Genomic DNA, 26,008 nt, shown 5'->3' on the forward strand with positions numbered 1-26,008 from the left:
TCGTCGACCTTGCAGCGAGTTCAGGACATGGGTGGCCTGTGCCGCGTGCGCCCGCCAGGCAAGGGAGGCTGAATGGTGGGGGTAGCGTCGTCGGGGGGGCAGGGTTGTCATGGTCGTTGATGTCGAGGGCGGACCATGTGCACTTCGGTTCACGGTGCTCGGGCCGGTCGCGGTGTGGCGGGACGGAGAGCGACTGGATGCTGGTTCCCCGCAGCAGCGGGCGCTGCTCGCCGTGTTGCTGCTTCGGGGCGGGCGCGTCGCATCGGTGACCGAACTGATCGACGCGGTGTGGGGCGACGATCCGCCGGCGACCGCGGTGGCCGCGCTCAGGACGTATGCCTCCCGGCTGCGCAAGGTGCTAGGCCCGGACGCGGGCATCATGGTCAGCGATTCTGGTGGATACGCGCTGAACGTCGATGAAGAGAGCATCGATCTGGGCGCCGCCGAACTCCTGGCAGGCGAAGCTGAAGCAGCTCGCCGTCGCGGCCGAACCGACCGCGCCCACGAGCTGTTGGTGCAGGCATTGGGCCTGTGGGCCGGCGAGACACTGGCCGACGTGCCCGGCCCGTACTGCGCGGCGCAGCGCGCCCGCATCGAAGAGCGCCGACTCGCCCTGCTGGAAAGCCGCCTCGACCTGGACCTGGCGACCGGCCGGCATGCGCAGGTGGTCGTGGAGCTGACCGCACTGACGGCGACATATCCGTGGCGCGAACGGCTGCGGGAACTGCTGATGCTGGCGCTCTTCCGCAGCAATCGGCAGGCCGAGGCCCTGGCCGTGTACGCCGACACCCGCCGACTGCTGGCGGAGGAGCTCGGCACGGACCCCAGCCGTGAACTCACCGAGTTGCATCAGCGCATCCTCCGGGCGGACCCGGGCCTGGCCGCGCCGCCGGGCCGTCGGCGGGAGATGCCCGGTGCGGGTGCCCAGGTCAGACCGGAGCAACTGCCTGCCGACCTGTCTGACATCACGGGGCGCGGGGATGTCGCCGAGGAATTGCGCGGTCATCTTGCCGCAGCCGGAGGACAGGCGGTGGTGGTGTCTGCGGTGTCGGGTGCCGGAGGGGTCGGCAAGACCACTGTCGCCGTACACGTCGCGCACGGCGTTCAATCGCGCTTCCCTGACGGTCAGTTGTACGTGGACTTGCAGGGAGCAGGGCCCAGTCCGTCCGAGCCCGAGGCCGTCCTCGGCGCGTTCCTGCGGGCGCTGGGTGTCCCCGACTCTTCCCTGCCTTGTGGGGTGACGGAACGTGCCGCCCTCTACCGTTCCGCGCTCGCCGGCCGTCGCATGCTGATCCTGCTGGACAACGCCTGCGACGCCGCGCAAGTCAGACCGCTCCTCCCGGGCATGCCGGGCTGTGCCGCCCTGGTCACCAGCCGCAGCCGAATGACCGGCCTGGCCGGCGCCCGTCTGGTCGACCTGGACGTCATGCCTCCGCAGGACGCCCTGGCCCTCTTCACGCGTATCACGGGCGTGACCGACGAGGCGGCCGCGGACGTGGTGGCGGCCTGCGGGTTTCTGCCTCTGGCCATCCGCGTCGCCGCCTCCCGGCTGGCCGCCCGCCGTGACTGGACCGTCACCGACCTGGCCCGCAAGCTCGCCGACGAACGACACCGGTTACGTGAATTACGGTCGGGCGAGGTCGCCGTCACAGCCACTTTCGAACTGAGCTACCGGCAACTCTCCGCCTCGCAGGCCCGCGCGTTTCGTCTGCTGGGTCTTCCCGAAGGGCCGGGCATCTGTCTCGACGCCGCCGCGGCCGTGCTCGGCGCGAACACGGCAGACAGCAGGGAACTGCTGGAGTCCCTGGTGGATGCTTCCTTGTTGCAGTCGCCCGCGCCGGACCGCTACCAGTACCACGACCTTGTGCGCCTGTACGCGCGCACCTGCGCCGAACGCGACGAGACTCCACAGCAGCAGGACGCGGCGCGGTCTCGGCTGCTGGACTTCTACCTGGCGACGACTGCCCATGTTCACGCGATCCAACGGCCCGGAGACACCACACTGGACCACCTTCAGCCCACCCGGTGGCCCGGGTTGAGTTTCGACCGCCCTGAGCCCGCACTGCAGTGGCTGTTCACCGAAGCCAAGGCCCTGTTGGCGTGCGCCGGCGCTTCGGCCCACGGCCCGGCACTGCGCCACGCCGTCGATCTCATGCTCGTCGCCAAAGACCTGGTCGAATCCGGTTCGGACGCCCAGCAGTACGCCCAGGTGAACGCCCGCCTTCTGGTCGCAGCCGAGCGGGCCGATGATGCCCAGGCCTTGGGCCGCCTGTTCTGTCCCATGGTGCACCTCCACCTCATGGCCGGTCGGTTGGCGGAGGCAGAACACGCAGCCCAGGCCGCCAGGAGATACCAGTTGCGTTGCTCAGACCCGGTGCTTACGGCGCATGCCCTCAACGAGAGCGGCATCCTCGCGAGCGTGCAGCGCCACTACGGCGAGGCAGAGCACTACCTGCTCCAGGCTCTCGAAGCCTTCCGTCGGTACGGCAACCGGAACGGAAGCGCGAACGCGCTCGGCAACCTGTCCCGTCTCTGTCTGGACACCGGACGCGTCGCCGAGGCGGTGAGCCTGGCCGAGCAGTGCCTGGTCGCTCTCCGCGCCATCGGCGCGACACTGCGGCTGGCCAACGGCCACTACAGCCTCGCACTGGCGCTGGCGCAGGCCGGCCGCGCAGACGACGCTCTGGAGCAACTGGCCCAAGCATTGCCCATCTACCAGGGCCACCGGCATCGCGTTTGGGAGGCAATGACCTTCTGGCGGATGGCGGAGGTGCACCTCGCCGCAGGGAGGCCGACACGGGCCGCGACCCTCGTGGAACAGGCCCTCGCCACCGCACACGGCACCGGCAACCGCTGGGTCCGGGCCAACGCTCTCAGTACTTTGGGGCGCACGCTGCAGAGCACCAGGCACCATGACCGTGCCCGTGTCTGCTGGCAGGAGGCTTTGGCGATATACGAAGAGTTGGGCTCCCCTGAAGCCTCCGACGTACGGGCGCTGCTCGCTGGATGAGCACATCTGTCTGCGCCGGGCTGGACCTCGGTACGGGCCCGTGGCTCCAGCGTCTTGTGCGTACCTCGTGCCGCCTCGACCCTGGTGTGGTGGCTCGCGCGGGGCTGCCGCACGGTGCAAGGGGCACAGCCGAGCCGTGCCCATCGAACGAAAGGACGGTGCGCTCGTGTCATTACCCAACGCCTCCTACGTCGGCCCGTCGCTCTTGACGGTGGTCAACCCCGGGTTCGAACAGGGCAGGGAGGGATGGGCCTGGGATGACAACACCGGTGTCGCCACCGGCAGTCCGCATACCGGACGCTTCCACGCCTACCTGGACGCCGGACGAGGACGCCAGGTGAAGCAGGTGGTGACCGCGACCGGGGAAGGCACGTACGACGTGTCCGCGTGGATCGCCGCGGGCGGGCCGCACGGCGCGTTTCTCGTACGGGTCAACGGCGCGCCTGTCGGCGAGACCACCGTCGCGGACCACTCCTTCTACTCCCGCCACACCGTCTCACGGGTCACCCTGCGAAAAGGGGACCGGATGGAGATCGTGTTCACTTCCGGCGACGCCTGGATCAACGTTGACGACGTCATGCTGTCCCCAGCGTCCCCGGCCGACCCACGGGTCACTTCCTCGGATGCCGTGCCGGCGGAGATGTTCGAGTGGGCCAAGCGCAAGGCCGGCAGCTGGGTCCATCTGGCCGGTACCGTCGGGCCCCTCAACGTGGACGAGAGGCAGCCCAGTGGGACCGGCACCGCAGTCTATGCCCCCTCGTACTGGGCCGGCTACGCGCACCGGAGCGGCTACTACGCGCGGGATACCGCTCATCAGGTCGTCGGGGCCCAGGTCCTGGGTCTGCACGAAGAGAACAAGACCATGCTGGGCTCGTTCGCCGCCTCGGCAGTCGCCGCACACGCGTACTACCCGGTGTGGTCGTTCAACTTCGACGCCCGGACCTATCTGAGCATCGACTACCGCGGCGTCGACTCGTTCGTGCGCGAGGTGCCCGCGCCCTTCGAGCTGGTGGAGAAGGCGGAACAGGCCCACCGGTGGAGCGGCGACGCCTTCTACGTCCAGGACAGCATGTGGGACTTCTGCCGTCATGCCACCACGGAATTCGTCAAGGAGCACGACCGGCTCAAGCCCAACGGCGTCGCAGAGGGCACGGGGCAAGGCATCTTCCAGGGATCGGCCAGCTACAACGAGAACAGCGGCGAGCAATTGGTTGAAGCTGGTGACGCGTTCGCGTCCCAGTACCGGGCTTACCTGGCCGCATCGGCCCTCGCGTCGGCCCGGGGCGAGGAGGAGCAGGCGGCCCGGTATGCCGGCCGGGCCGCGGCACTGCGCGGGTACTTCCACCACGGCTGGGTCGCCAACCAGGGGGCCGCGATGACACGCGCTTACTCCCTCTCCGGTGCCCCGCTGTCCGGATGGGGCAGGGAGAACAGCTGGTTCATGCCCATGAAACGCCTCCTGCTGCCCGGACCGCGCAACGACGCCTACCTCGACTACATCGACGAGATGGCCGAGGGAGCGGGGAAACCGGTGAACATCGAGGCCATCACGTACCTGCCCGACACCTTCTTCGCCAACGACCGCGACCGGCAGGCGTGGAAGTGGATGCGCTACGTCTACGACCACCGCGGCGACCGCCACCCCGTTGCCGCGCAGGGGCTCAACGGCGACTACCCGGAAGTCGCGTTCACCCTCGTCGCACAGACCGTCGCGGGACTGATGGGCTTTCGCCCGGACGCTCCGCGCGCCAGGGTGGCCACCCGCTCGCATCTGCCCCGTGGCATCGACTGGGTACGAGTCGACGGGATCCCCGTCGGTGATGCCTGCTTCGACCTGCGGCACGACGGGACCCACAGGTCCGAACTCACCAACGGCACCTCGAAGATGTACGTATGGCAGGCCCGGTTCCCGGGCGAGCACCACGCCGTGCGGACCGATGGCAGGCCGTACGAAACCCAGCGGCGGACACTCCACGGAAGGGTCCACACCTGCGTGAATGTACGGGTACCACCGGGCGGGACCGCGATCGTGGAAACCGTCCGTCCATGACCCCGCTCCCCCGGGCGGCTGGGGGCTGAGGCCTTCACGCCAGGTCTTCCGGGCCCGGCGGGTTCGCCGGGCCCACCGGGTGAAGGCCTCCACCCACGGTTGAGGTCAGGTCAGGAGGGCTCAGGAGCCGCCGTGCCTGCTCAGACCGAGTACTGGCCGCGCCCCGGGCGCTTCAGCTGGCCCGCCTTGACGGCACGTTCCAGGGTGTTGCGCAGTGATTCGCGCTGCCCGGCGGTGTCTTCCCGGCCCAGCGCGGTGTTGATGTCGGCCGGGCGCATCGCGGCTCCGTGCTTCTGCAGGACGGCGAGTGCCGCGGTCAGAAGCGGCGAAGCCTCCTTCGCAGGCTCCTCGGCCTTCGGGGCGGTTGCGCGCGTACCGGTGGGGGCCTTCTTCTCGGCCGCCGGCTTGGCCGTCGCCTTGGACGCCGTCTTGGATGCCGGCTTGGACGCCGACTTCGATGTCCTCGGCTTCTTCGACGCTTCCCTGCCGGCCTTGTCGGTGGCCGGCTTCTTGTCGGCAGCAGCGGCCCGGGGGCCTTACCGGCGGCCTTCTTGGCAGAGGTGCGGGGCTGGGGCACGGTGACAGCTTCCTCGGCCGGAGCAAGTGCCTCAGGCTGTGTCTGCGGCTCCTTCTCGGGCGCCGCGGCGGCCGGTTCCCGTTCCGGCTGCTTCTCGTGCGCCGGTGTCGCGGCGGGTCCGGGCGCGACGGTGCCAGTCAGCACCCGCAGGTGCTGGAGGGCCTGCCGCGCTGCTGACAGGCGTTCCTCGGCCTCCCGGAGTTCCTTGCGCAAGGTCTCTTCACGTGCGGACAGCTCCGGCAACTGGCGTTCGAGGTCGTTGATGGCCTGCTGGAGGGCGGATGTTTCGACGGCAGAAGTCACCTGGTGTCCTTCGGTCGGTGCCTGACAGTGATCCAGTCACCGTACGCGCCTTCCGCAACATTGGGATCCCACTCTGCGCATGTCGTATCGCGACTGCCTTCGGTTTTGAGCTTGAACGGGGGGTGTTCAGCGGATCGCACATGTCTGACAGGTGTGTGGAAGGCCCCTTCGAGGGTCGCTCCAGGTTGACGCCGCCGGTGACATCGATCTCTGCGCCGGTGATCCAGCGCGCGTCGCCGGAGGTCAGGAAGGCAACCGCGTCGACGGTATCCGGGGCCTGGCCGATCCGGCCGAGGGCGGTACGGCTGAAGTGGCGCGGCAAGGTCGCCGGGTCGTTCCGTACGCAGGCGGTCATGTCGGTGCGGGTGAAGCCGACCACGACGGGATTGACGGTGATGTTCCAACCGGGTGCCGTGCTCGACCTGCCCGTGTGTCCCGACGAGAACGAGAGGCTTCCGGCCGAGACATTCGATGAGCGCACCACCTCCGATGCCCTGATCACAGACCCATCGCTTCAGGCCATGCATGTGCATGCATGCGTGTGTTCGCATCTACAGTCAACACCCCACCGCTCAGCCCCTGTTGCAGGCAGACAACTGAGACTTGTCCGAGAGGCCCCCACAGCATCTGTATCGGAGCGGGCCGGGATGTAATCTCACCGCGGGCGGTGAGCGCGCCCTGACGCGTCACCGCCTCCGGTGGTCATTGCGCTCCGGCGAGGCGCCGCTGTTCGAGGTAGATGCCGGTGAAGACCGCGACCTTGGCTCGCAGGACCCAGGGATCGAAGGGCTTGCCGATGTAGTCGACGGCGCCGGCGGCATAGCCGCGTGCGGAGTGTTCGGGGTCGGTGCCCATGGCGGTGAGGAAGATGATGGGCACGTCGCGGGTACGGGGGCGTCGTTTGATGTGGGCGGCGGTCTCGTAACCGTCCATGTCAGGCATCTGGACGTCCATGATGATCACGGCGAAGTCGTCCTGGTCCAGGAGTGCCTTGAGCGCCTCGCGGCCGGAGGAGGCGACGACCAGTTCCTGGTCGAGGGTGGACAGGACGGCGGTCATGGCCAGCAGGTTGTCCGGCTGGTCGTCGACGACGAGGACCTTGGGCATCGTCTGCGGGGCCGCGGGGGTCATCGCGGCGACCGCCTGGACCTGTTCGACCGCCTCCAGCTGCCGTTCCAGCAGGGTGCAGCGCTGTTCGGCTTCGTCCCGCCGTTGCTGCGCCTCGCCGAGCTGCGCGGACAGGCGGGTGACCTCGTCCTGCAGCTGATCACGTTCACGCAGCAGGTCGGTGACGTCGGGGCTGGCCGCGGCCAGGCGTTCGGCCCGTTCCCGTTCCGCGCTCCACTCCGCTTCCAACTGGTGCAGGCGTACCTCCAGGTCGGCGATACGGTGTTTACGGTCCAGCAGCGCGTCGTCCAGGGCGTCGCCGCGGGCGGTGGAGCGGCGGGAGACGCGGTCGGCCTCGGCGAGCTGCTGCTCCAGTACCTCCATCGCGTGGCGGGGTGAGGCGCTGGTCTCGACGGCCGTCCGGTGCAGGCGGCGCACCAGTTCGATGGCTTCCGGGGTGGCCGCCATGCCACGGTGTTCGGCGACGTCGGTGAACAGGTCCATCACCGCCTCCCACGGCGGGACGCGGGTACCGTTGAGGTAACGGGAGAACGTACCGGCATCGCGTACGCGGCGGGCCGCATAGCGGCGGACCGAGACACCCATGCTCTCGAACAGCTCTCGCAACGCCATGGCCAGCGCACGCGACTCCGGTGTCAGCCCCTCGGCGAGAGGACGCAGCTCACCCACGGGCACTCCCGCCCTTCGCCCGCACCTCGCGCACGGCCGACCTGCCGCGGGCCGTGTCCGGGGCGATCACCTGGTTGAACACCGGTACCGCCCCGCCCGCGGCGGCGAGCCCGGCGAGCACACCGCCCGCCGCTCCGTCACCGGCCAACACCGACAGCAGGCCGACGCACACACCGGCCAGCGCCGCCAGCAACAGAACCAGCGCCGCCCTCACCGACACAAGCGAACGATCCATCGATCCTGCCCTTCTTCACCCCTGCCGGACACCGGCTGGGACAGCGCGCCCCGGATGGGCCCGCTGTGCGACGAGCCACACAATGGCGCCAGGCGAATCCGTTGCGCCGGGTAATCGAGGAACCGGCAACGTTCCGTAGCTGTTGCCGCCTCCGTCCGGCAGTCCGCAACACTCCGAAGCGCAGGTCATGCCTGTCGCGCTGGTGGGTGTTGCGGCAACGCGGTGGTCGAGGGTGCAGCAGCGCTCCGGGGGCCGTCGGCGCCGCGCAAACCGGAACGCCCGCCTCCACGGGCAGTCCGGTCCTGCCGCGCTGGTTCCGGCGCGGACTCCGGCGCGGACTGGGATCTGCGCATCGGGCATGACGAATCAGGTGTGGGGTGGTGCGTTGTCCTGCCTCGTGGGCGGCGAGGCAGGCGGCTTGCTCGGCGCCGGCGGTGTCCGACGCCACCGGGCGAGCCGCCGGTCAGATCCGCCAGGAACGGATGCGGTCGGCCGCGTCGTAGCCGTCGGTGTGACCGGCGTGGAGGTCACGGGCGAGGTCGATCAGCGCGCCGTACGGCGGGTCGATGCCCTCCCCCGCGGCGTCCATGTACGACACGGCGACGGCGGCGCCGTACAGGGCGTTGCGGGCCGGGAGAGGACGCAGCTGGATGATGGTGTGCATGAGGGCGGCCGCGCGCCAGGCGTTGTCGACGGCGACTCCGACCTGCGGAGTGTTGACGCGATGGCGGGCGACCGCCGCCACGAGGCTGGAGAAGTCGTGGACCGAGGGGTGCTTGGGCAACACCTCCGCCTGGCGTTCGAGCAGCCAGCGGAGGTCGATGTGGAGCTCCACCTCAGGCCGCCCGGCCCGGAGAATCCGCAGCGTCCGGGCCGGCCGGGGCGTCGTCGGGGAAGGCCGCGTCGAAGGCGTCGGCATTCTGGGCGACGAACTGCCGGAAGAGGTCCGCGGCGCTTTCGAGGCGGGGGTCGCGGACCGCGTTGCGCGCGGCCTCGGTGATCAGCGCGGTCACCGTGGTGCCCTCGGCCTCGGCCCGCTCCTGCAGCTGGGCGTGCAGCTCTTCGGGGACCCGGATGGTCACTGGCTTCGACGACATGCCCCGACCGTACAGCAGGGCGTACAGCAAAGGAGCGGAACCAGCAGACCGGCTTGGCGCCGTCGCGCGCGGACGCCCCGTACGGGGCGTCCGCGCGCGGTGCGGTCGGTGGGCGTTACGGCAGGATCTCGACGTACCCGTCGGTCCCGTGCACACGGATCCGCTGCCCGTCCCGGATCAGCCGGGTGGCCTGTTCCACACCCACGACGGCCGGCAGGCCGTACTCCCGGGCGATCACCGCGCCATGGGTCATCAGGCCGCCCACCTCCGTCACCAGGCCCGCGATGCCGACGAACAGCGGCGACCAGCTGGGGTCCGTGAAGGCCGTGACCAGGATGTCGCCCGCTTCGAGATCGGCGTCCGTCATGTCCAGGACGACACGGGCCCTCCCCTCGATGGTCCCGGCGGAGACCGGGAGGCCGGTCAGGGCGCCGGCCGGCACATCGTCGCGCCGGTACGCCCCGTTGACGGCCTCACCGTCCGATGTGAGCACCCGGGGCGGAGTGAGCGCGCGGTACGACCGGAACGCTTCCTTGCGCTGCTGGATGAGCCGGCCGTCCGCCCGGTTCGAGCGCACGACATCGTGGAACTCCTGGAACGTGAGGTAGAAGACGTCCTCCCGCTCGGGCAGCACCTCGGCCTGCACCAGGCGCTCCGCCTCCGCCAGCAGGGCCTGCCTGTAGACGAAGTAGCGGCTGATGATGCCGTACTTCGGGTACTCCCGGTACCCGATGAAGGTGCGGACCCGGTCGATCATCCGCTTGGCCTCGTCGGCTTTCCGGTCGCCGTCCGGCAGGGCCCGCAAGCGGGACAGGACGTCCTGTTCCTTCTTCAGCGCCTTCCGGCGGCCTTCCTCGAAGCGCCGCTCGGCGGCGCCCGGCTCGAAGTTCCTGACGTGGTCGAGGATCACCGGAACGAGTGTGGCGGGGCGCTCGCGCCAACGCGGCCTCGTGATGTCGATTTCCCCGACGCAGCGCATGCCGTACCGGTCGAGATAGGCCTCGATGGCATCGCGGGCTTCGGTCCCGCCCGCGAGCTTCGCCAGCTCGTCGAGAAACCCTTCGGGCCGGGTGTCCTCCTCCCGCGAACTCTCCTCCTGCACCCCTTGCAGGAACGTCACCACCTCCGGATACGGGCGGATCACGTCCGCGACGTCGAGCAGCGCCAGCCCCATCTCCGACGTGATGTTGTCGGGGGCGGACAGCGTGAGGGTGTCCGCCACGTTCTTCTCGCCCAGCCACTCCAGCAGCTTGTCGTTGAGCCACCACGTGGCCTCCATCCCCGCCATGATCGCCTGCATGCTCACGGGGTCACTCAGAACCCGCTTGTGCTCCTCGAAAGCCTCCAGCAGGAAGTCGAAGAGCGCCGGCCCGGTCTTCGTACGGATGTCGCGTTCCAGGGCGGCGACGGATGCCTGGCTGCGCTCGATCAGCTCGGTGACGACGGCCGGATCGGTTTCGATCGGGGCGGGCGCACCGCCGGCCGGCGGCTTGCCGGGGTTCGCGTCCGGGAGCGACGGGACGAAATCCTCGCGGTCGAGGACGGTCTCCAAGGCATCCCTGGTCAGCGGATCGCCCTTGCCGATGAGGCCCAGGAGACCGGCACGGCTCGCGGGCGAGGCCAGTCGCTGGGTGACATCGACGAACAGCCTCCCGCCGGCCGCGTGCATCTCCGCCATGGCTGTCAGCTGCCACACGGAGAGCCCCAGGGGCTTCATGGGGTCGGTCATCATCTGCTGGTGACCGACGGAGACGTAGACGTGGTTCTCCTGGTCACCCCTCTCGGGGGTGGGGAACAGCGTCGTGACGGGCCGGCTCTGAACGATCCGGAAGCCGTCGTCGGCCAGGCACCATTCGATGTCCTGCGGGCGGCCGAAGTGCGCCTCGATCCGCCGCCCGAGCTGAACGAGCCGCACGACCTGCGCGTCCGTCAGCGCGGGCTGTTCCTGCCGCTGGGCCTCGACCGTCACTTCCCGCGTGCCGCCGGCCGCCACGGCTTGAATGGCACGCTCCTTGACGGCGATCTCCTTGGCGACGACTTCGCCGTCCCGCACCTTGAAGACGTCCGGGTTGACCAGGCCGGAGACCAGCGCCTCACCGAGGCCGAAGCCGGCGTCCACGGTGGAAACCTTCCGGTTGCCGGTGACGGGGTCGGCCGTGAACAGGATGCCGGCCGCGTGCGGGAAGACCATCTGCTGCACGACGACAGCCATGCGGACCGTACGGTGGTCGATGCCGTTGCGCCGGCGGTAGGTGACGGCCCGCTCGGTGAACAGTGAGGCCCAGCACCGGCTGACGTGCCGGAGGACCGCCGCCGGCCCCACCACGTTCAGGTACGTGTCCTGCTGGCCCGCGAAGGAGGCCGTCGGCAGGTCCTCCGCCGTCGCGCTGGACCGGACGGCGCAGGCGGCCTGCTCGCCGAGCCGGGCGAGCGCGCGGGTGACCGCCGCCGCGATGTCGCCCGGGACGGCGATCTCTTCGATGGTCCGGCGGATCTCCGCGCTGAGCGTACGGATCGCCTCCCGGTCGTCCGGGTCCACGCGCGACAGCTGATCGAGCTGGTCATCGAGAGCCGGGGCTTCCGCGATGGTCCGCTGGAAAGCGTCCGTCGTCACACAGAAGCCCGCCGGCACCCTGACGCCTTCGATCCGCGACAGCGCGCCCAGGTGTGCGGCCTTGCCGCCGACGGCTGAGACCTGCGTCGCGTCGATCTCCTGAAGGTCCTGCACATACTGCTCGATCATCGCGTTGCCTCCGAGGCAGTCGTGTTCCGTCGCACCGCACCGGCCGATCGCCTCACCGGCGCCTCCGGCCCTGTCGAACCCCTGGTCAGGCACGTCCTCGTACCCGACTGCCCGCCCGCTGACGAGTCGGCCGACCGCTCCGCCCCGCCAAGCGGCGCACCGCCTCGCAGCACCGCACCGAGCACTCGGGACCGCACTGCCGGTCCCACCGCTGGTTCGACGTCACCGCGTCCCCCACACGTCGACAACACACGCACGTCGTGCCCCTCATTTCCGCAGGTTGTGGCCTCGGACGGAGATTTTGCGCCACCACCGGGGTCTTGCCGCAAGCCCCCTGTGCGCTATAAGTTGAGAGTGGCAAGGAGAGGGCTCTCCTTGCCTTTGTCTTTTTGCCGTCCGCCGGCCTTGTCGGCACGGTCCGAATGTCGGGCGCCCCGCAGTTTCCCGGAGGGCGCCACGCCGTGCCGGTACTGAACACGGGCAACCCGACGCGCCGCGCCGCGCGGCACGCGCCCGGGAGCCGCCGTCGTCGGAAAAGATGCTGCGCATGAATGATCCTCAGCACACCAGCCAGGGTGGTCGGCGTGCCCCCGCACGGCGGCTGGTCCCGATGGCCGGCCGTGACCCGGAAGAGCACGGCCGGGTCTCCTCGCCGCTGGAGCTCCTGTTCGATCTCACATTCGTGGTCGCCGTCGGCACCGCGGGGTCCCACTTCGCCGAGATGGTCGCCGAAGGGCACGCGGCGCAGGCGGTCACCGCGTTCGTGCTGGCGATGGTCGCCATCAGCGTGGCCTGGATCAGCTTCAGCTGGTTCGCCTCCGCCTTCAGCACCGACGACTGGCTCTACCGGGCCCTGACCATGGTGCAGATGATCGGTGTGGTCGTGTTCACGCTCGGCCTGCCGGCCATGTTCCACTCGGTCGAGGAGGGCGGGCACCTCGAACTGCGGGTGATGGTCATCGGGTACGTCGTGATGCGGATCGCGATGGTGTCGCAGTGGTGGCGCGCCGCCCGGCAGGCCCCCGCGTTCCGGTCCGTCGGGATGGCCAACATCCGCTGGACGGTGATCGCCCAGCTCGGCTGGATCGTGGTGGGCTTCGCGCATCCGCCGCTCGCCGTCGCGTTCGTCGCGTTCGTCGTCCTCGGGGCGCTGGAACTGCTGCTGCCGGTGCTCACGCAGGGCAGCGCCGGTGGCACCCCCTGGCATCCCCACCATGTCGCGGAGCGGTACGGGCTGTTCGCGATCATCGTGCTCGGCGAGGGTGTCGTCGGCACCGTGGCCTCGTCGGGCGGTCTCCTCGGCGGCGCGGACGGAACGCACTGGAGCGGCAACGCCGTCGCCGTCGTCATCGCCGGTGTCGGACTGACCTTCGGCATGTGGTGGGTGTACTTCGCCACCCCTTTCGGTGACGTCCTCGTGCACCGTCGCAGCCGCGGGTATCTCTTCGGCTACGGACACATCCCCCTGTTCATCGGAATCGCCGGGGCCGGAGCCGGGCTGCACGTGGCCGGACTGCGACTGGAACACCACTCCGAGCTCAGCGACATCGCCGTCGTCCTGTCCCTGGCGCTCCCGGTCGGCCTGTACCTGCTGATGGTCTACCTGCTGCACACCCTGCTGCTGTCCACGGCGGACCGATTCCACCTGCTGTTGGTTTCTCTCACGTGCGCCGTACTCCTCGGGGCCGTGCTGCTGTCCTGGGCCGGTGTCCCGATCGCGGTGTGCCTGCTCATCGTCATGCTCGCCCCCTTCGTCACCGTCATCGGCTACGAGACGATCGGCCACCGCCACCAGCAACAGATGCTGGACCGACTCGACACGCAGGAGCACTGACGGCATCCGACGACACTGTCAGCCCGCAGCTCTGACAGGCCGGTTCGCGCTCACAGCGTCACGTGGGCGAGGAAGGTGTCACGGCTGGGGCAGGTGCTTCGCGGCAGGTAGAGCGCGTGGAGAGGTGCGTGGACCGGAGGTTCGAGGGTGAGAATGTGCGCCTTGCCGCCTGCGGCGGGCCCCGGCGCCGTGGTGACGAAGGCGATGTGGTCGGTGCCGATGACGGCGGTGACCGGGGGTGTGCCTTGGCGGTCGGTACGTTCGATGCGGGGTTCGAAACCGGCCCGGCGGCAGTGGCCGATGAGGAGGTCGGTGTAGGCGGAATGGCCAGGGGTTCCCCAGACCATGAAGGGCTCGGCGGCGAGTTCGGGGAGGGTCACGGTGGTTCGGGTGGCGAGTGGGTGATCGGAGGCGACGGCGATGTGCAGGCGCTGGTGGCCCAGGGTGGTGCGGGTCAGGCCGTGGGCCGGCGCCATGGCACGGCACAGTCCGACGTCGAGGTCCCCCGCAAGGAGCGCGGCGGTCAGCTCGGAGGGATAGCGCTGGTGGGCCTCGGAGACGAGGCCGCGGTGTGCGTCGGTCACGGGAGCGAGCAGGGTGACGAGTTCGTCGCCGGTGACGGCGGGGGTGTAACCGATGCGCAGCGTCTCGGTCTCGCCGCGCCCGATGCGCCGGGCGCGGTGCAGGGCGGAGCGGGCCATGCCGTTCAGTACGAGGGCGTCCTCGAGCAGGGCCGCTCCGGCGGGCAGTACGGTGACGCCGGCGCTGCCGCGCTCCAGCAGGGGCACGCCGACTTCGCGTTCGAGGACCCTGACGGAAGCGGACAGGGCTTGCTGGGACAGGTGGAGCCGGGCGGCGGCGCGAGTGAGGCTGCCTTCCTCGGCGACGGCGATCAGGTGTTCCAGTTTGTTCAGGTCCAGTCGCACGTCAACATCCCCGGGCTCGGTGGTGGCGGCGCCTCGCCCGGCTTCCGCCCACACGTCATTCCATGTCCGCTGCAACACTCAGGATCGGCAGGGTGTGCAGGCATCCAGTATCTCCGGGCGCTGCGGCCAGGGCGCCGGTGCCGGCGGGCCGCCCGTGCCGGACTGCGGCCGGTGCGGTCCGCCGGGAGGGCGCGAGGTCAGCGGGTGGTGTAGCCGCCGTTGGGGAACATCGTCTGGCCGGTGAACCACCATCCTTCGGTGGCCAGGAACGTGATGACCGGGACGATGTCCTCGATCTGCGTGAGCTGGTTGCCCATCGCCTGCGACTTGTGGAACTCCACCCGCTCCGGTGTTTCCTGCGGGTAGAAGAACGGCGTGTCCATCGGACCGGGCGCCACGGTGTTCACCGAGATGTGGCGGTCGGCGAACTCCTTGGCCGCCGCCCGGGTGAAGTGCTCCAGCGGTGCCTTGCCGCCGGCGTACGTGGAATAACCGTCCGTGAAGGCGGCCAGCAGCGACGTACCCAGGCTGATGATCTTTCCGTGGTCGTTCAGCCGGCGTCCTGCCTCCTGGATGAAGAAGTACGCCGCCTTGGCGTTGATGCCGAACATCCGGTCGTACTCTTCCTCGGTGGTCTCCAGGATCGGCTTGCGCAGCACCATCCCGGTGGTGTTCACCGCGATGTCGACGCCGCCGAAGGTGTCCACCGCCGCGTCGAAGAGCCGCCGTACGTCCGCGACCTTGGTCAGGTCGCCCTGGGCGGAGACGGCCTGTCCCCCGGCCTCCTGGATCGCCGCCACCGTCCGCTCGGCCTCGTCCCGGGAGCTGTGGTAGTGCACGACCACCTTCGCCCCGGATTTCGCGAAGGTCCTGCTGGTCAGCCCGCCCAGGTTCTTCTCGCCCCCGCCGACGACCGCGACCTTGTCCCGCAGAGTGTTCTCGGTCATCTCTGTGCTCCTCACGTTGCTGCCGGGTGACCGACTTGATCACCTTCCATGGACGACACTAGATGGACATTTCGGTCATCGGGTAACAGATGTTTCGAGTCGCCCCACAAATAGAGTCGATACCCCCGCGTGACAGCCGGGCTGCCGCCGCAACCCGACCCCACTCCCCCGGCCGCCTCCCCCTCACCCCTTTCGAGCCTCCCGGCTTGACATGCAACCAAACGGTTGCCAATCTGAGGGTGAGGGGGTTGGATGACATGGACGAGGTGTTCAAGGCGCTCGCGGACGTGAGCCGCAGACGTCTGCTGGACCGCTTGAACGAGCGGTCCGGGCAGAGCCTGCGCGAGCTGTGCGCGGGGCTGGACATGACCAGACAAGCGGTGTCCAAGCACCTGGCGGTGCTGGAGGGCGCGGGCCTGGTCACGACGGTCCGGCACGGCCGGGAGAGGCTGCACTACCTCAACCCCGTCCCCATCCATGATCTCGCCGACCGCTGGATCGGCCAGTACGAGCGGGGCCGGATGGCCGCGCTCAGCAACCTGAAGCACGCCCTGGAAGGAACGGCGATGAGCAAGCCCGAGTTCGTCTACACGATCTACATCCACACCACGGCCGAGAAGCTCTGGGAGGGGCTGACCAGCCCGGAATTCCTGAAGCAGTACCACGGTGACTGGGCGCCCTCCTCCGACTGGAAGGTCGGCTCGAAGGTGCTGTGGCCGGTCGAGGGCGGCGGCGAGCCGCAGGACCTCGGCCAGGTCGTCACCGAGTCGGAGCCCGGCAAGCGGCTCGCCTACACCTGGCACACGCTGCAGCCGATGCACCAGAAGATGTTCGGCATGAGCGACGCGGAGTTCGCCGAGGCCGTCAAGGAGCGCTCGAAGGTCTCCTTCGACATCGAGCCGGCCGAGGAGCCGGAGATGGGCGTGAAGCTGACCATCACCCACGACGGCTTCACCTCGGCCGATTCCAAGATGCTGGAAGGCGTCAGCGGCGGCTGGGTCATGATGCTGTCGGAGCTCAAGACCATCCTCGAAAAGGCCTGAGCGCCCGCTCGGCCGACCGGGCCGCCTTCCGCCGGCCGTCGTGGACGACCAGGCCGGACACGTGCGGCATCGACTGGACGGTCCGGTCGGTCGGCCATGTCCCGCACCGGGGACTGGTCGCAGGTGCGCGAGTGCACCGCACCTGCCTCGGAGATCAGTCCAGTGTCTGGGTCAGTTCGCTGCGGGCCGCGGTGTGCACGACTCGGCCGTGTGCTCCGTTCACGATGGGCAGGTACGGCGGCACATGCCCGCACTCCACATCGGCGATGATCGGGACGTTCAGGGGGCCGAGTGCGTCAAGGACGGCCTGATGCTGGGTGAGTGAGGCCGTGTCAGGTGCCGAGGTGCGGCCGACGAGGATCGCGTTCGCCGTGTCGAAGAAGCCGGCCAGCCGCATCCCGTGCAGGTTCCGGCAGATGGTGAAGGCGTCGTCGTCGCTCGCTTCGATGTAGACGAGGAGCCCTTCCGGGGACTCGGCCCGCGCGAAGGCGGAAAGGTCGAGGTAGGCCGTTCCCGTGAGGTTGCAGAGTGTTTCGATGCAGCCTCCGATCAGGCGTCCTTCGGCCTCCACGGCTCCGTCGGCGTCCAGTCTGGTCCACCTGCCGGGTGTGTCGAGTGCGTACTCGCGTACCTCAGGTCGGGCACGGAAGTCGTCCCAGCCCGTGGCCCGGTAGCGGTGCGGTGGGGTCTGCGTGAACCGGTGCCCCCGCGGTGCGGCGACGATGTCGAGCCACGACAAGAGCCCCTCGGGCACCCGGTACGGCGTGTCCATCAGGTTGTTGCCGTGCACGCTCGCTGTCCCTGTGAGGAGGGTGAGCGGCGTCATGACGGTCGACAGGTCGGAGAACCCGACGAGCCAGGTCGGCTCGGCATCGCGCAGCCGGTCCCAGTCCAGCAGAGGCAGCAGGTCGATCGCCGTCTCCCCGCCCCAGGGCGGCACCACCGCTCTGATGCCGGGCTCCGTCAGCATCGACATCAATTCACCGGCGCGGTCGGCCGCGGGGGCACTGACATGACCGGCACCGTCCATGCAGCGTCCGACAACGACCTCGTACCCCCGGGCCTCGACATCGCGAAGGGCGACGTCGAGCCGCGCGCTCAGCTCTTTCGCGACGCCGCTGGAAGGGGAAGTGATGCCGACGCAGTCACCAGGACGCAAGGGGCGTGGATATCGAACCGACATGCGCCGGATTCTGGCACGACGCTATGGCCACGTTCCAGCGAGTTCTGGCACACCCGCACGCCCGGAACGGGAGACACTGACAACTTGCCGCATCCGGCTGTGGCGCAGGCCGTTGCACGCGATGCCCGATGCCTTCACCGGCGACCTCAACGACGGAGAACGGGGAAGTCGGGGTTGGTCGACAGGTCGACAAGGTACCGCCGTCGGCCACCGGGTCGGACTGTCGGCCGGTCGCCGATCACGGGCGAAGCCTGAATCCTGTCCCAGTAGTGTGACTTCGCATGACCGACTCCGAGATCGAGATCACCGCAGACCTGGTCCATGACCTGCTGCAGGAGCAGCATCCGGACCTCGCAGGGCTGGCCGTCCGCGAAGTGGCGGGTGGGTGGGGCAACCAGATGTGGCGCCTCGGGGAGGAGCTGGCTGTGCGCATGCCGCGTACAGAAGGTGCCCCGGAACTGCTGCGCAGGGAGTGCCGTTGGCTGCCCGTGCTGGCTCCGCGCCTGCCGCTTCCGGTTCCCAACCCCGTACGGATCGGTGAACCGTCCGCGCGCTTCCCGAAGCCCTGGACCATCATGACGTGGGTCCCCGGCGAGCCACTGGACCGCACCTCCATCAGCCGTGGCGATCACGCGGCCGGCACCCTGGCGGGGTTCCTCAAGGCACTTCACGTGGAGGCGCCCGAAGACGCGCCGATCAGTGGGGACCGCGGCGGTCACCCCAAGAAGTGCACGGACGGATTCGACCACTTCTTCCACACCGTCGTCCCCGACGACCTCGCCGACGCTGTCCGGGCCGTCTGGGACGACGCCGTCGCGGCGCCCGAATGGGAGGGCCCGCCGCTCTGGGTGCACGGCGACCTGCATCCCGCGAACGTCGTCGTCTCCGACGGGACGCTCTCGGGCGTGATCGACTTCGGTGACATGTTCGCCGGCGATCCGGCATGGGACCTCGCGGCCGCCTGGGTCATCCTTCCCGCCGGCGCCGCCTCCCCCTTCTTCGACGCCTACGCGCGGGCGGACGAGGGGACGATCCGGCGCGCCCGCGGTCTGGCCGCCCTGAAGAGCCTGTTCCTCATGCTCATGGGCCAGAACGGCGACCGGGGCCTTCCTGGCGGCAAGCCGGCATGGGGGCCCGCGGGCCGGGCGGCGCTCGATCGTGTGCTGAGGGGCGGTCCGATGTAGGTACGGGGCTACCGAGCCGCATCGGATACTCGCAGGCCCGCGGCATCGCCAACCGCTCGACGCGGCCCGTCGGCTCGCTCCGCTCCGTACTCGCGCGTCCGTACCCGCGCGTTACCGCACCTCGTCGGCGGCCCACCGTGCACCGTACGGAGAGCGACGGGGACTGGCGACGGAGCCTCAGCCACCGTGCCAGTCCCCCGGCCTGCTCAGGCCCAGCGCTTGACGAAGTCGATGGCCGCGGAATCGACCTCCGCGGGGTTCGAGGCACTCAGGAAGTGCCGGCCGCCCCCGATGGTTTCCAGTCGCGCCTCCGGGGAGCGGGTGAACATCCGTATCTCCTCCCGGGCGTTCGCCACGGAGTACACCTGGTCCGCGGTGCCGTGCAGCCACAGGACGGGGCAGCGGACGTCGTCCAGCCGGCCGTGGAGCCCGTCGCGATCCCGCAGGTTGACCGTGCTCAGGAGCAGGCGACGGCGGCCGGCGTAGTTGGTGCGGCAGGTGGCGAGCCAGAAGGCGCGTTCCTCGGCCGACAGACCGCCCATGGCCGTGTCGAACACGCTGTCCACGACCTCGTCCGGCACCACCCAGTCCTCGCCGACCGGCTCGGCGAGGGCATCGATGAGCGGCGTGTTGTATTCGATCCCGTCCCAGCACCCCAGGTCGCGGCTGCGCCGGCGTTCGGAGTCCATCGACGTGCCGAGCGTGATCAGCCCCTGCACGATGTCCGGGGCGAGCAGCGCCATCCGGACCGCCACCCAGCCGTTCTACGAGGTCCCCAGCACAAGGGCCTCACGGATCCCGAGGGCCGCGAGGGCCTGGAGGTTCGCGACGGCACTGTTCCAGTAGGTGAAGTGCTGGTACGAGGCTCGCGTGCGGCCGTGCCCGTACGGTTCCAGGGCCAGCAGGTTGGCCGCGGAGCCGAGGGCCTGATCGGCGAACTGCGGCCGGTACAGCTCGACCGAGGTGGTGTACGAGTTGATCAGGACCAGCGTCGGGAGCGCGGGGTCGTACGGCCTGGCGAAGGTGTATCCGACATGCGACCCGCCGAGGCGGGGACTTCGACGGTCTGCTCGATCTTGCTCAAGGGTGACTCCTCTGTCGGTACGCGGAGAGCCACCGGGCCGGGTGCCGAAGCGGCGGCCCGTGGCCCGGAAACGCTGGGCAGCCGCTGGGCCCACTGCGTGGCGTCCCAGTCGCTCACGTCGTCTGCGCACTGCTTTCAACATCATTAGGGGCAGGGGGAATTCCGGTACTGCCAGTATGGGATCGCCGTCGCGATCGGCCCCGGCGGGCCCCGAACGGCGATCCCGGCGGAACCGGCGGGCCTGGCCGAACCATGCTCCGGCCCTCGGAGCACAGGGCCTCGACCGGCCGCCGGCGCGCCCGCACGCCCCTGCCGCTCCCCGAACACCTCCCTGGCACGCGCCCGGAACCCGCTGACCGGGGCCGCCGTCAACATCGTCCACCGGAATTCGTCACACCCGACGCGGGATCTCCCGGAAGAGGGTCACGGCCGGAGATCGCAGCTACCATGACAGGCTGGAAAGATCTGTTCAACTACCATGACCTTTACGCGACTTGACGGGGTGGCGGAGACGGAACGGCAGAGAGACGGCACAACGGAAAGGTTGTCGAGTGTATCTGAGTGTGCCCTTCGAGGACGGTGAGGTATTCGTCGTCGAGTTGTCCGACGAGCAGGGTTCCGGGGTGGTCCGGGCGAGCCGCGGCGACGAACTCTTCGAGATGTCCGCCGACACGTTCGAGTCGGGCATGGCCCGGGTGCGACGGGTGGCCGCGACGATGCTGGAGCGGCTGACGGACCTGCCGCGCAGTCCCGATCACGTCCGTGCGGAATTCGGCCTGCGGGTGACGGCGCAGGCGGGCCTGGTCGTGGCGAAGGGGTCCGGGGACGCGCACATCAAGCTGGAACTGGAGTGGAGCCGCCCCGAGGGCGGCCGGTGAGTCCGGCGGGCGGGTCCGGCTCCGGATGGGAGCGCGGGACCGCCCGGGTGCTGCACGAGGGCCGTCCGGTCGGGGTGGCGTTCCTGATCCCCGACCGGCTGCTGTTCACCTGCGCCCACGTCATCGCCTCCACCGCGGGCCTCCCGGACGACGAACCACTGCCGGACCTCCTTCCGGTCACCCTCGACTTCCCGCTGCTGCCCGGGCGTCCCGAGGCCGCGGCCTGTGTCCACTTCAGTGTTCCGGTGGCCGGGGACAACAGCGGTGATGTCGCCGTCCTCCGGCTGAGCGGCGATCCCCCGCCGGGCGCCGTGCCCCTGCGGATCGTGGAGGCGGAGGACCTGGCCGGGCACCGCTGGCGGGCCTTCGGGTTCCCGAAGTACCCGGGGCGCGGTGGCGGCAAGGACGCCGGGATCTGGACCCGCGGCACCGTCGAAGGCCGCGAAGGGACCGGCTGGTGGCAGCTGACCTGCGACGAGGAAGCGCCGTTCCCTCTGACCGGCGGCTTCAGCGGGGCGCCGGTGTGGGACGAGGAGTACGGCGGTGTGATCGGCGTCGTCGTCGCCGTCGAAGGGGATCAGCGGCGCCGGACCGGCTACGCCCTCACCGTGGAGTCCCTCACCCGGGAGTGGCCGCAGCTGCGCAGAAGGCTGCTGGCGGACAGTCCGTACCGGGAGCTTCTGCCGTTCACCGAGGACGACCGCGCCGTCTTCCACGGCCGTACGAACGAGACGCAGCAGCTGATCGAACTGCTTGTGCAGCATCAGTTCCCCCTCCTGCCCGTGCTCGGCCCCTCCGGCGTCGGCAAGTCCTCGCTGGTCGGTGCGGGCCTGCTCGGGCACCTCGACGCCGACCGGTACCTGATCGCCCGCCTGCCCCACGGGCTGCGTCTGACCGCCGAGGAGCTGCTGGCCTGGGCCCTGGCCTCGGCGGGGGACGCGGACACCATGCAGGCGGGCTGGCACGACCGCTGGTCGGCGCTGGCCCGGCAGCTCACCGACGAGCAGGGCATCCGTACCGCCGTGGAGCAGGCCCTGGCCCGCCACGGCGGGCGGTGCCGGCTGGTGCTGGTGGCCGACCAGTTCGAGACGCTGCTCGCGGACGCGCCGGACACCGCCCGCCGGCTGGACGCCATGCTCGGAGTTCTGACGGCCCGCCGCACGGACGGCAGCCGCCCTGCCCAGGCCGTGGTCGTCCTCCGGATCGACTTCCTCCGGCAGGTCGAGCAGCTCCCCCACCTGCGTACGGCATGGGACGCCACCTCCATGGTGGTGCAGCCGATGACGCGGACACAGCTGCGGGAGGTGATCACGTGTCCGCTGGAGGGACACGCGGGGATCCGGTTCGCCGACGGCCTGGTCGAGCAGCTGCTGCGGGACGCCCCGCCCGGTCCGGCGGCGCTGCCGATGCTGGAATACACCCTGAGCCGGCTGTGGGAGCGACAGGAACGCGGATGGCTGACCACCACCGCGTACCAGGAGCTGGGCGGATTGGAGGGAACCCTGGCGGGAGAGGCGGAGCATAGGCTGTGGGACTGGGCGGACACGGCCGAGCGGCGGGCACTGGAGCGCATCTTCATCCAGCTCGTCCGTCCCGGCGAGCAGCTGGACGCCGGGGAGCGCGCCCCGGACACCCGCCGGGTCGCCGCCCGCACCCAGTTCTCCGCGGACGACTGGGGGTTGATCCATCGGCTGGCCGGCACCCGGCTCGTCGTGGTGACGCGCCGCCCGACCGGGCGGGACACCGCCGAGCTCGCGCACCAGGCACTGGTGGAGAAGTGGCCGCGGCTGCGGCGCTGGGTCGGGGAGAACCGGGAGTTCCGTAGCTGGCAGGAGGGGCTGCGCCGGTCGCTGCGGGCCTGGCAGGAGCAGGGCCGCCCGCGCGGCCTGGTGCTCGGCCGGGAGCAGGTCGTGGAGGCACGGCGGTGGATCGGCGCGCGCGGCACCGAAGTGCCCGCCGAGGAGGCGGAGTTCTACGAGGTCAGCACCCAGGCCCAGCAGCGTCTCGCCCGTCGCCGACGCCTGGTCCGTACGGGCTTCGCCGTGCTCACCGCACTCGTCCTCGTCGCCGCCGGCCTGGCCGCCCTCAACGCCCGCAGCAGCAGCGAACAGCGGGCCCTGGCCGCCGCCAGGAGCCTGACGGAGCAGAGCCGGCAGCAGGCCAACGCCGACCCGGCCCTGGCGGCTCGTCTGGCACTGGCCGCTCAGCGCATCTCCCCCACCGCGGAGACCCGCGCTCAACTCCTGGCCATGGTCTCCTCACCGCTGCGTGCCACGCTCACCGGGCACACGGGAGAGGTGCGGTCGGTCGCCTTCAGCCCGGACGGCAAGACGCTCGCGAGCAGTGGGAACGACGGCACGGCCCGTCTGTGGGACACGGCAGGGCACCGCCGTCCGGGCACCCTCGGCGGTCGCGGCAGCCAGGTGCACACGGCGGTGTTCAGCCCCGACGGCAGGACGCTCGTCACGAGCCACAGTGGCTGGAAAGTGCGGCTCTGGGACGTCCGCACGCGGAAGCAGACCGCTGTCCTGGCCGCCGGGCGTCCGGCGGTCTTCAGCCCGGACGGAGACACGATCGCCACCGGTGGGCTGCGGGGCAAGGTGTTCCTCTGGGACGCCCGTACCCGTCGGAAGACCGGCGAACTCCCGGTGTACCGCGACGTCGACGGCGCCTGGCCCGCCCACCTCGCGTTCAGTCCGGACGGCAGGACCCTTGCCGTCACCGTCACAGGCCACGGCACCGGCAAGAGCACCAAGTCCGAGGTGCAGCTCTGGGACGTGCGGGAGAAGCGGCGTACCGCCACGTTGAAGGGCCACACGGGTGAGGTCCAGTCGCTGGCGTTCAGCCCGGACGGCGCCACGCTGGCCACGGGGGCGAGCGACGCCACGACGCGCCTGTGGGACGTACGCGGGCAGCGCGCCCCGACCACACTCGCCGGACACAGCGGCACCGTGTTCGCCCTGGCCTTCAGCCCGGACGGCCGGGTCCTGGCGAACGGGGGCCAGGACCGTTCCGTGCGGCTGTGGGACATGCGGGTGCGCACGGGCGTGACCGTGCTGACCAGCCATACCGGGATGGTGAACGCCCTCGCGTTCAGCCCGGACGGCGCGATGCTGGCCAGCGGGTCCGAGGACGCCACGGTCCGGCTGTGGAACATGCGGGCCGGGCTGCCGCGCGCCACCTTCACCGGGCCGGGCGGTTCGAGCAGCCCGGCCTGGAGTCCCGACGGCAGTGTGCTCGCGACCGGTGACCGCAACGGGACCGTGCACCTGTACGACGCTCGTACGCGGCGCACACTGGGCCGCCTGACCGGGCACACCGGCCAGGTGAAGGCGGTGCGGTTCAGCCCGGACGGCCGGTACGTCGCCGCGAGCAGCGACGACGATCCGGCGGTCCTGCTGTGGGACGTACGCACCCACCGCCGCCTCGCCACCCTCGCCGGCCACCGCAAACCCGTACAGACCGTCCTGTTCAGTCCCGACGGGCAGACCCTCGCCACCACCAGCTACATCGACAGCACGACCCGCCTGTGGAGTGTGCGGACCCACCGGCAGCTGGCGTCCTTCCCCATCTCCATCATGGTCACCTGGGCGGCCTTCAGCCCGGACGGGAAGATCCTCGCGACCGGCGGCCGCAAGTCCTCGTCCGTGCAGCTGTGGGACGCGCGGACCCGTCAGCACCTCGGCGCCCTCGACGGACCCACCGGCACGGTCAGCTCCGTGGCCTTCAGCCCGGACGGCAGCACCTTGGCGACGGCAGGCTGGGACGGGCGGCTGCGGCTGTGGGATGTGCGGCAGCGACGCCTCACGGCAACGCTGGCGGGCCACACCGGCCTCGTGCAGTCGGTGGCGTTCACCCCGGACGGCAAGGTCCTGGCCAGCAGCGGCCGGGACGCGGCGGCCAGGCTGTGGGACGTACGGACCCATCGTCAACTGGCCAACCTCAGCGGCCACACGGGCATCGTCTCGTCAGCCGTCGTCAGTCCGGACGGCAGGACGCTGGCAACCACCGGCGACGACCGGACGGTCCGTCTGTGGGACCTCCGGACCTACCGGCAGCCGGCCCTGTTCACCGGCCACACCGGCGCCCTGCGCTCGGCCGTCTTCGCCCCGGACGGGAACACCCTCGCCACCAGCGGCGAAGACGGAACCGTCCGCCTGTGGGACACCGACGCCTTCAACGACGTCGCCACGCTCACCGCCGAGGCCTGCACGATCGCGGTCCGGTCCCTGACCGAACAGGAATGGCAGCGCTATGTTCCCGACGGAGTCGCGCGTCAGCGGATCTGCCCTTGAGCGGTGGCCGGATTCGTGTCGTGACGAGCGGTCGGGCCGAGCGAGGCCGATACGCTTCCCGGCGTCTCACCCATCCAACGACGAAGGCCAGTCGTACCCGTACGCTTCGGCGCACTCCCGATAGCCCGCGCAGACCAGCGCGCCGTCCAGGGGTGCGGCTGCCGAACAGCGGCGAGAATACGTTCGGCCTGACTCTCGGGGCTCTCCTCGGTCACCGGAAAACCGATCTGCAGCTGGATGAACGGATCGGCGCTCTCGCGCGGAACCGTCACGGAAACGAGAACCCGGCCGGGGCCCTCTTTCCATACGGAAACCCAGAAAGGGACACTGCTCCAAGCGGCCAAGGGATTCGGCATGACGAACAGCCGTTCCGATATCAGGTCGGCGACTTCCCATGCCTTCGAAGGCCGCTCCGCCAGTGCCATCGTTCTCCCTCGTGCGGTCGTCCGGTGCCCCGACCAGCTCATGAGGGTCGGTGATCAGCCGAATCCCACCGATGGCCGTGGCCCCGGGCCGCCGCACCCCGACAGCGGCCGGACTGCGGCATTCCAGCCAGAGCAGGATTATCTCGGGTCACCGGTGCCGGTCGCCCGGAAAACCGACCTTCTCACAGGTCACACGGCATGCCTTCGGGGTCGCCGGCCCGCAGCCGGCCACCGGCCGGTAGATCCAATTCCGCAGCTTGAGCACAAATTACACACATCCCCTTCTTTATATCGGCGCCGATGCTCTAGATTGACCGTGCCTCAGGTGTTCGGATCCGGAGCGAACCGTCAATGATCTATGGTCCGGCGCCAAGAACAGCCAGCAGTCACGTCCCCG

General features: G+C 70.0%; 20 protein-coding genes. 7 read left to right on the plus strand and 13 right to left on the minus strand.

The genetic code is table 11. From position 1 onward, the window contains the following. Window positions 1-109: 109 nt before the first annotated feature. Both ACEXOX_RS00600 and ACEXOX_RS00605 read left to right on the plus strand, forming a co-directional pair. Window positions 110-3,010, plus strand: a complete 2,901-nt coding sequence (locus ACEXOX_RS00600) for a BTAD domain-containing putative transcriptional regulator (RefSeq protein WP_406518446.1) — start codon at window positions 110-112, stop codon at window positions 3,008-3,010. Between the two features lie 136 nt (window positions 3,011-3,146). Next, the gene (locus tag ACEXOX_RS00605) at window positions 3,147-5,060 is read left to right on the plus strand and encodes a hypothetical protein (RefSeq protein WP_406518447.1); all 1,914 of its coding nucleotides are present in this window, start codon (window positions 3,147-3,149) and stop codon (window positions 5,058-5,060) included. 140 nt (window positions 5,061-5,200) lie between these two features. Here the strand turns inward: ACEXOX_RS00605 and ACEXOX_RS00610 are convergent, their stop codons facing one another. The 7 genes from ACEXOX_RS00610 to rph all read right to left on the minus strand — a co-directional run bounded on the left by ACEXOX_RS00610 (window position 5,201) and on the right by rph (window position 11,812). Then, window positions 5,201-5,338 (minus strand): hypothetical protein, encoded by a 138-nt coding sequence (locus ACEXOX_RS00610; protein ID WP_406518448.1) that lies wholly within the window; start codon window positions 5,336-5,338, stop codon window positions 5,201-5,203. 519 nt (window positions 5,339-5,857) lie between these two features. Further along, the gene (locus ACEXOX_RS00615) at window positions 5,858-6,442 is read right to left on the minus strand and encodes an SDR family oxidoreductase (RefSeq protein WP_406518449.1); all 585 of its coding nucleotides are present in this window, start codon (window positions 6,440-6,442) and stop codon (window positions 5,858-5,860) included. A 200-nt stretch (window positions 6,443-6,642) separates the two neighbouring features. Next, window positions 6,643-7,737: a response regulator gene (locus tag ACEXOX_RS00620; protein ID WP_406518450.1), complete on the minus strand. Its 1,095-nt coding sequence runs from the start codon at window positions 7,735-7,737 to the stop codon at window positions 6,643-6,645. After that, window positions 7,730-7,972: a hypothetical protein gene (locus ACEXOX_RS00625; protein ID WP_406518451.1), complete on the minus strand. Its 243-nt coding sequence runs from the start codon at window positions 7,970-7,972 to the stop codon at window positions 7,730-7,732. The genes ACEXOX_RS00620 and ACEXOX_RS00625 overlap by 8 nt, the downstream gene beginning before the upstream one ends. A 463-nt stretch (window positions 7,973-8,435) precedes the next feature. After that, window positions 8,436-8,807, minus strand: coding sequence for a toxin Doc (locus ACEXOX_RS00630; RefSeq protein WP_406518452.1), 372 nt, complete (start codon window positions 8,805-8,807; stop codon window positions 8,436-8,438). A 1-nt stretch (window position 8,808) separates the two neighbouring features. Continuing rightward, window positions 8,809-9,069: a YlcI/YnfO family protein gene (locus ACEXOX_RS00635; protein ID WP_406518453.1), complete on the minus strand. Its 261-nt coding sequence runs from the start codon at window positions 9,067-9,069 to the stop codon at window positions 8,809-8,811. Between the two features lie 115 nt (window positions 9,070-9,184). Then, entirely contained in the window at window positions 9,185-11,812 is a 2,628-nt protein-coding gene (rph, locus tag ACEXOX_RS00640) for a rifamycin-inactivating phosphotransferase (RefSeq protein WP_406518454.1), read from the minus strand. A gap of 547 nt (window positions 11,813-12,359) precedes the next feature. Between rph and ACEXOX_RS00645 the strand changes: the two genes are divergently transcribed. Continuing rightward, complete coding sequence (locus ACEXOX_RS00645; RefSeq protein ID WP_406518455.1) at window positions 12,360-13,646, plus strand: low temperature requirement protein A; 1,287 nt, start codon at window positions 12,360-12,362, stop codon at window positions 13,644-13,646. A gap of 50 nt (window positions 13,647-13,696) precedes the next feature. Here the strand turns inward: ACEXOX_RS00645 and ACEXOX_RS00650 are convergent, their stop codons facing one another. Further along, window positions 13,697-14,572, minus strand: coding sequence for a LysR substrate-binding domain-containing protein (locus ACEXOX_RS00650; RefSeq protein ID WP_406518456.1), 876 nt, complete (start codon window positions 14,570-14,572; stop codon window positions 13,697-13,699). Window positions 14,573-14,769: 197 nt separating this feature from the next. Further along, window positions 14,770-15,519, minus strand: coding sequence for an SDR family oxidoreductase (locus ACEXOX_RS00655; protein ID WP_406518457.1), 750 nt, complete (start codon window positions 15,517-15,519; stop codon window positions 14,770-14,772). Window positions 15,520-15,776: 257 nt separating this feature from the next. Here ACEXOX_RS00655 and ACEXOX_RS00660 point away from each other — a divergent pair, with 257 nt between their 5' ends. Then, window positions 15,777-16,562 carry an ArsR/SmtB family transcription factor gene (locus ACEXOX_RS00660; RefSeq protein ID WP_406526177.1) on the plus strand — a complete coding sequence of 262 codons (786 nt, stop codon included), beginning with the start codon at window positions 15,777-15,779 and terminating at the stop codon, window positions 16,560-16,562. 154 nt (window positions 16,563-16,716) lie between these two features. Here ACEXOX_RS00660 and ACEXOX_RS00665 read toward each other — a convergent pair whose 3' ends face one another. Continuing rightward, entirely contained in the window at window positions 16,717-17,745 is a 1,029-nt protein-coding gene (locus tag ACEXOX_RS00665; RefSeq protein WP_406518458.1) for a S66 peptidase family protein, read from the minus strand. Between the two features lie 281 nt (window positions 17,746-18,026). On the opposite strand from ACEXOX_RS00665, the gene ACEXOX_RS00670 reads away from it, so the two are divergent. Then, entirely contained in the window at window positions 18,027-18,929 is a 903-nt protein-coding gene (locus ACEXOX_RS00670; RefSeq protein ID WP_406518459.1) for an aminoglycoside phosphotransferase family protein, read from the plus strand. A gap of 206 nt (window positions 18,930-19,135) precedes the next feature. On the opposite strand, the gene ACEXOX_RS00675 is transcribed toward ACEXOX_RS00670, so the two are convergent. Then, complete coding sequence (locus ACEXOX_RS00675; protein WP_406518460.1) at window positions 19,136-19,684, minus strand: alpha/beta fold hydrolase; 549 nt, start codon at window positions 19,682-19,684, stop codon at window positions 19,136-19,138. Between the two features lie 9 nt (window positions 19,685-19,693). Beyond that, the gene (locus tag ACEXOX_RS00680) at window positions 19,694-20,107 is read right to left on the minus strand and encodes an alpha/beta fold hydrolase (protein ID WP_406518461.1); all 414 of its coding nucleotides are present in this window, start codon (window positions 20,105-20,107) and stop codon (window positions 19,694-19,696) included. Between the two features lie 457 nt (window positions 20,108-20,564). Here ACEXOX_RS00680 and ACEXOX_RS00685 point away from each other — a divergent pair, with 457 nt between their 5' ends. Then, window positions 20,565-20,891 (plus strand): CU044_2847 family protein, encoded by a 327-nt coding sequence (locus tag ACEXOX_RS00685; protein WP_406518462.1) that lies wholly within the window; start codon window positions 20,565-20,567, stop codon window positions 20,889-20,891. Between the two features lie 47 nt (window positions 20,892-20,938). Next, window positions 20,939-25,186 (plus strand): trypsin-like peptidase domain-containing protein, encoded by a 4,248-nt coding sequence (locus tag ACEXOX_RS00690; protein ID WP_406518463.1) that lies wholly within the window; start codon window positions 20,939-20,941, stop codon window positions 25,184-25,186. Here the strand turns inward: ACEXOX_RS00690 and ACEXOX_RS00695 are convergent. Beyond that, complete coding sequence (locus ACEXOX_RS00695) at window positions 25,168-25,611, minus strand: hypothetical protein (protein WP_406518464.1); 444 nt, start codon at window positions 25,609-25,611, stop codon at window positions 25,168-25,170. The genes ACEXOX_RS00690 and ACEXOX_RS00695 overlap by 19 nt on opposite strands. Window positions 25,612-26,008: the final 397 nt, after the last annotated feature.

The sequence above is a fragment of the Streptomyces sp. Ac-502 genome (genome assembly GCF_045222935.1).
Lineage (GTDB): Bacteria > Actinomycetota > Actinomycetes > Streptomycetales > Streptomycetaceae > Streptomyces > Streptomyces monomycini.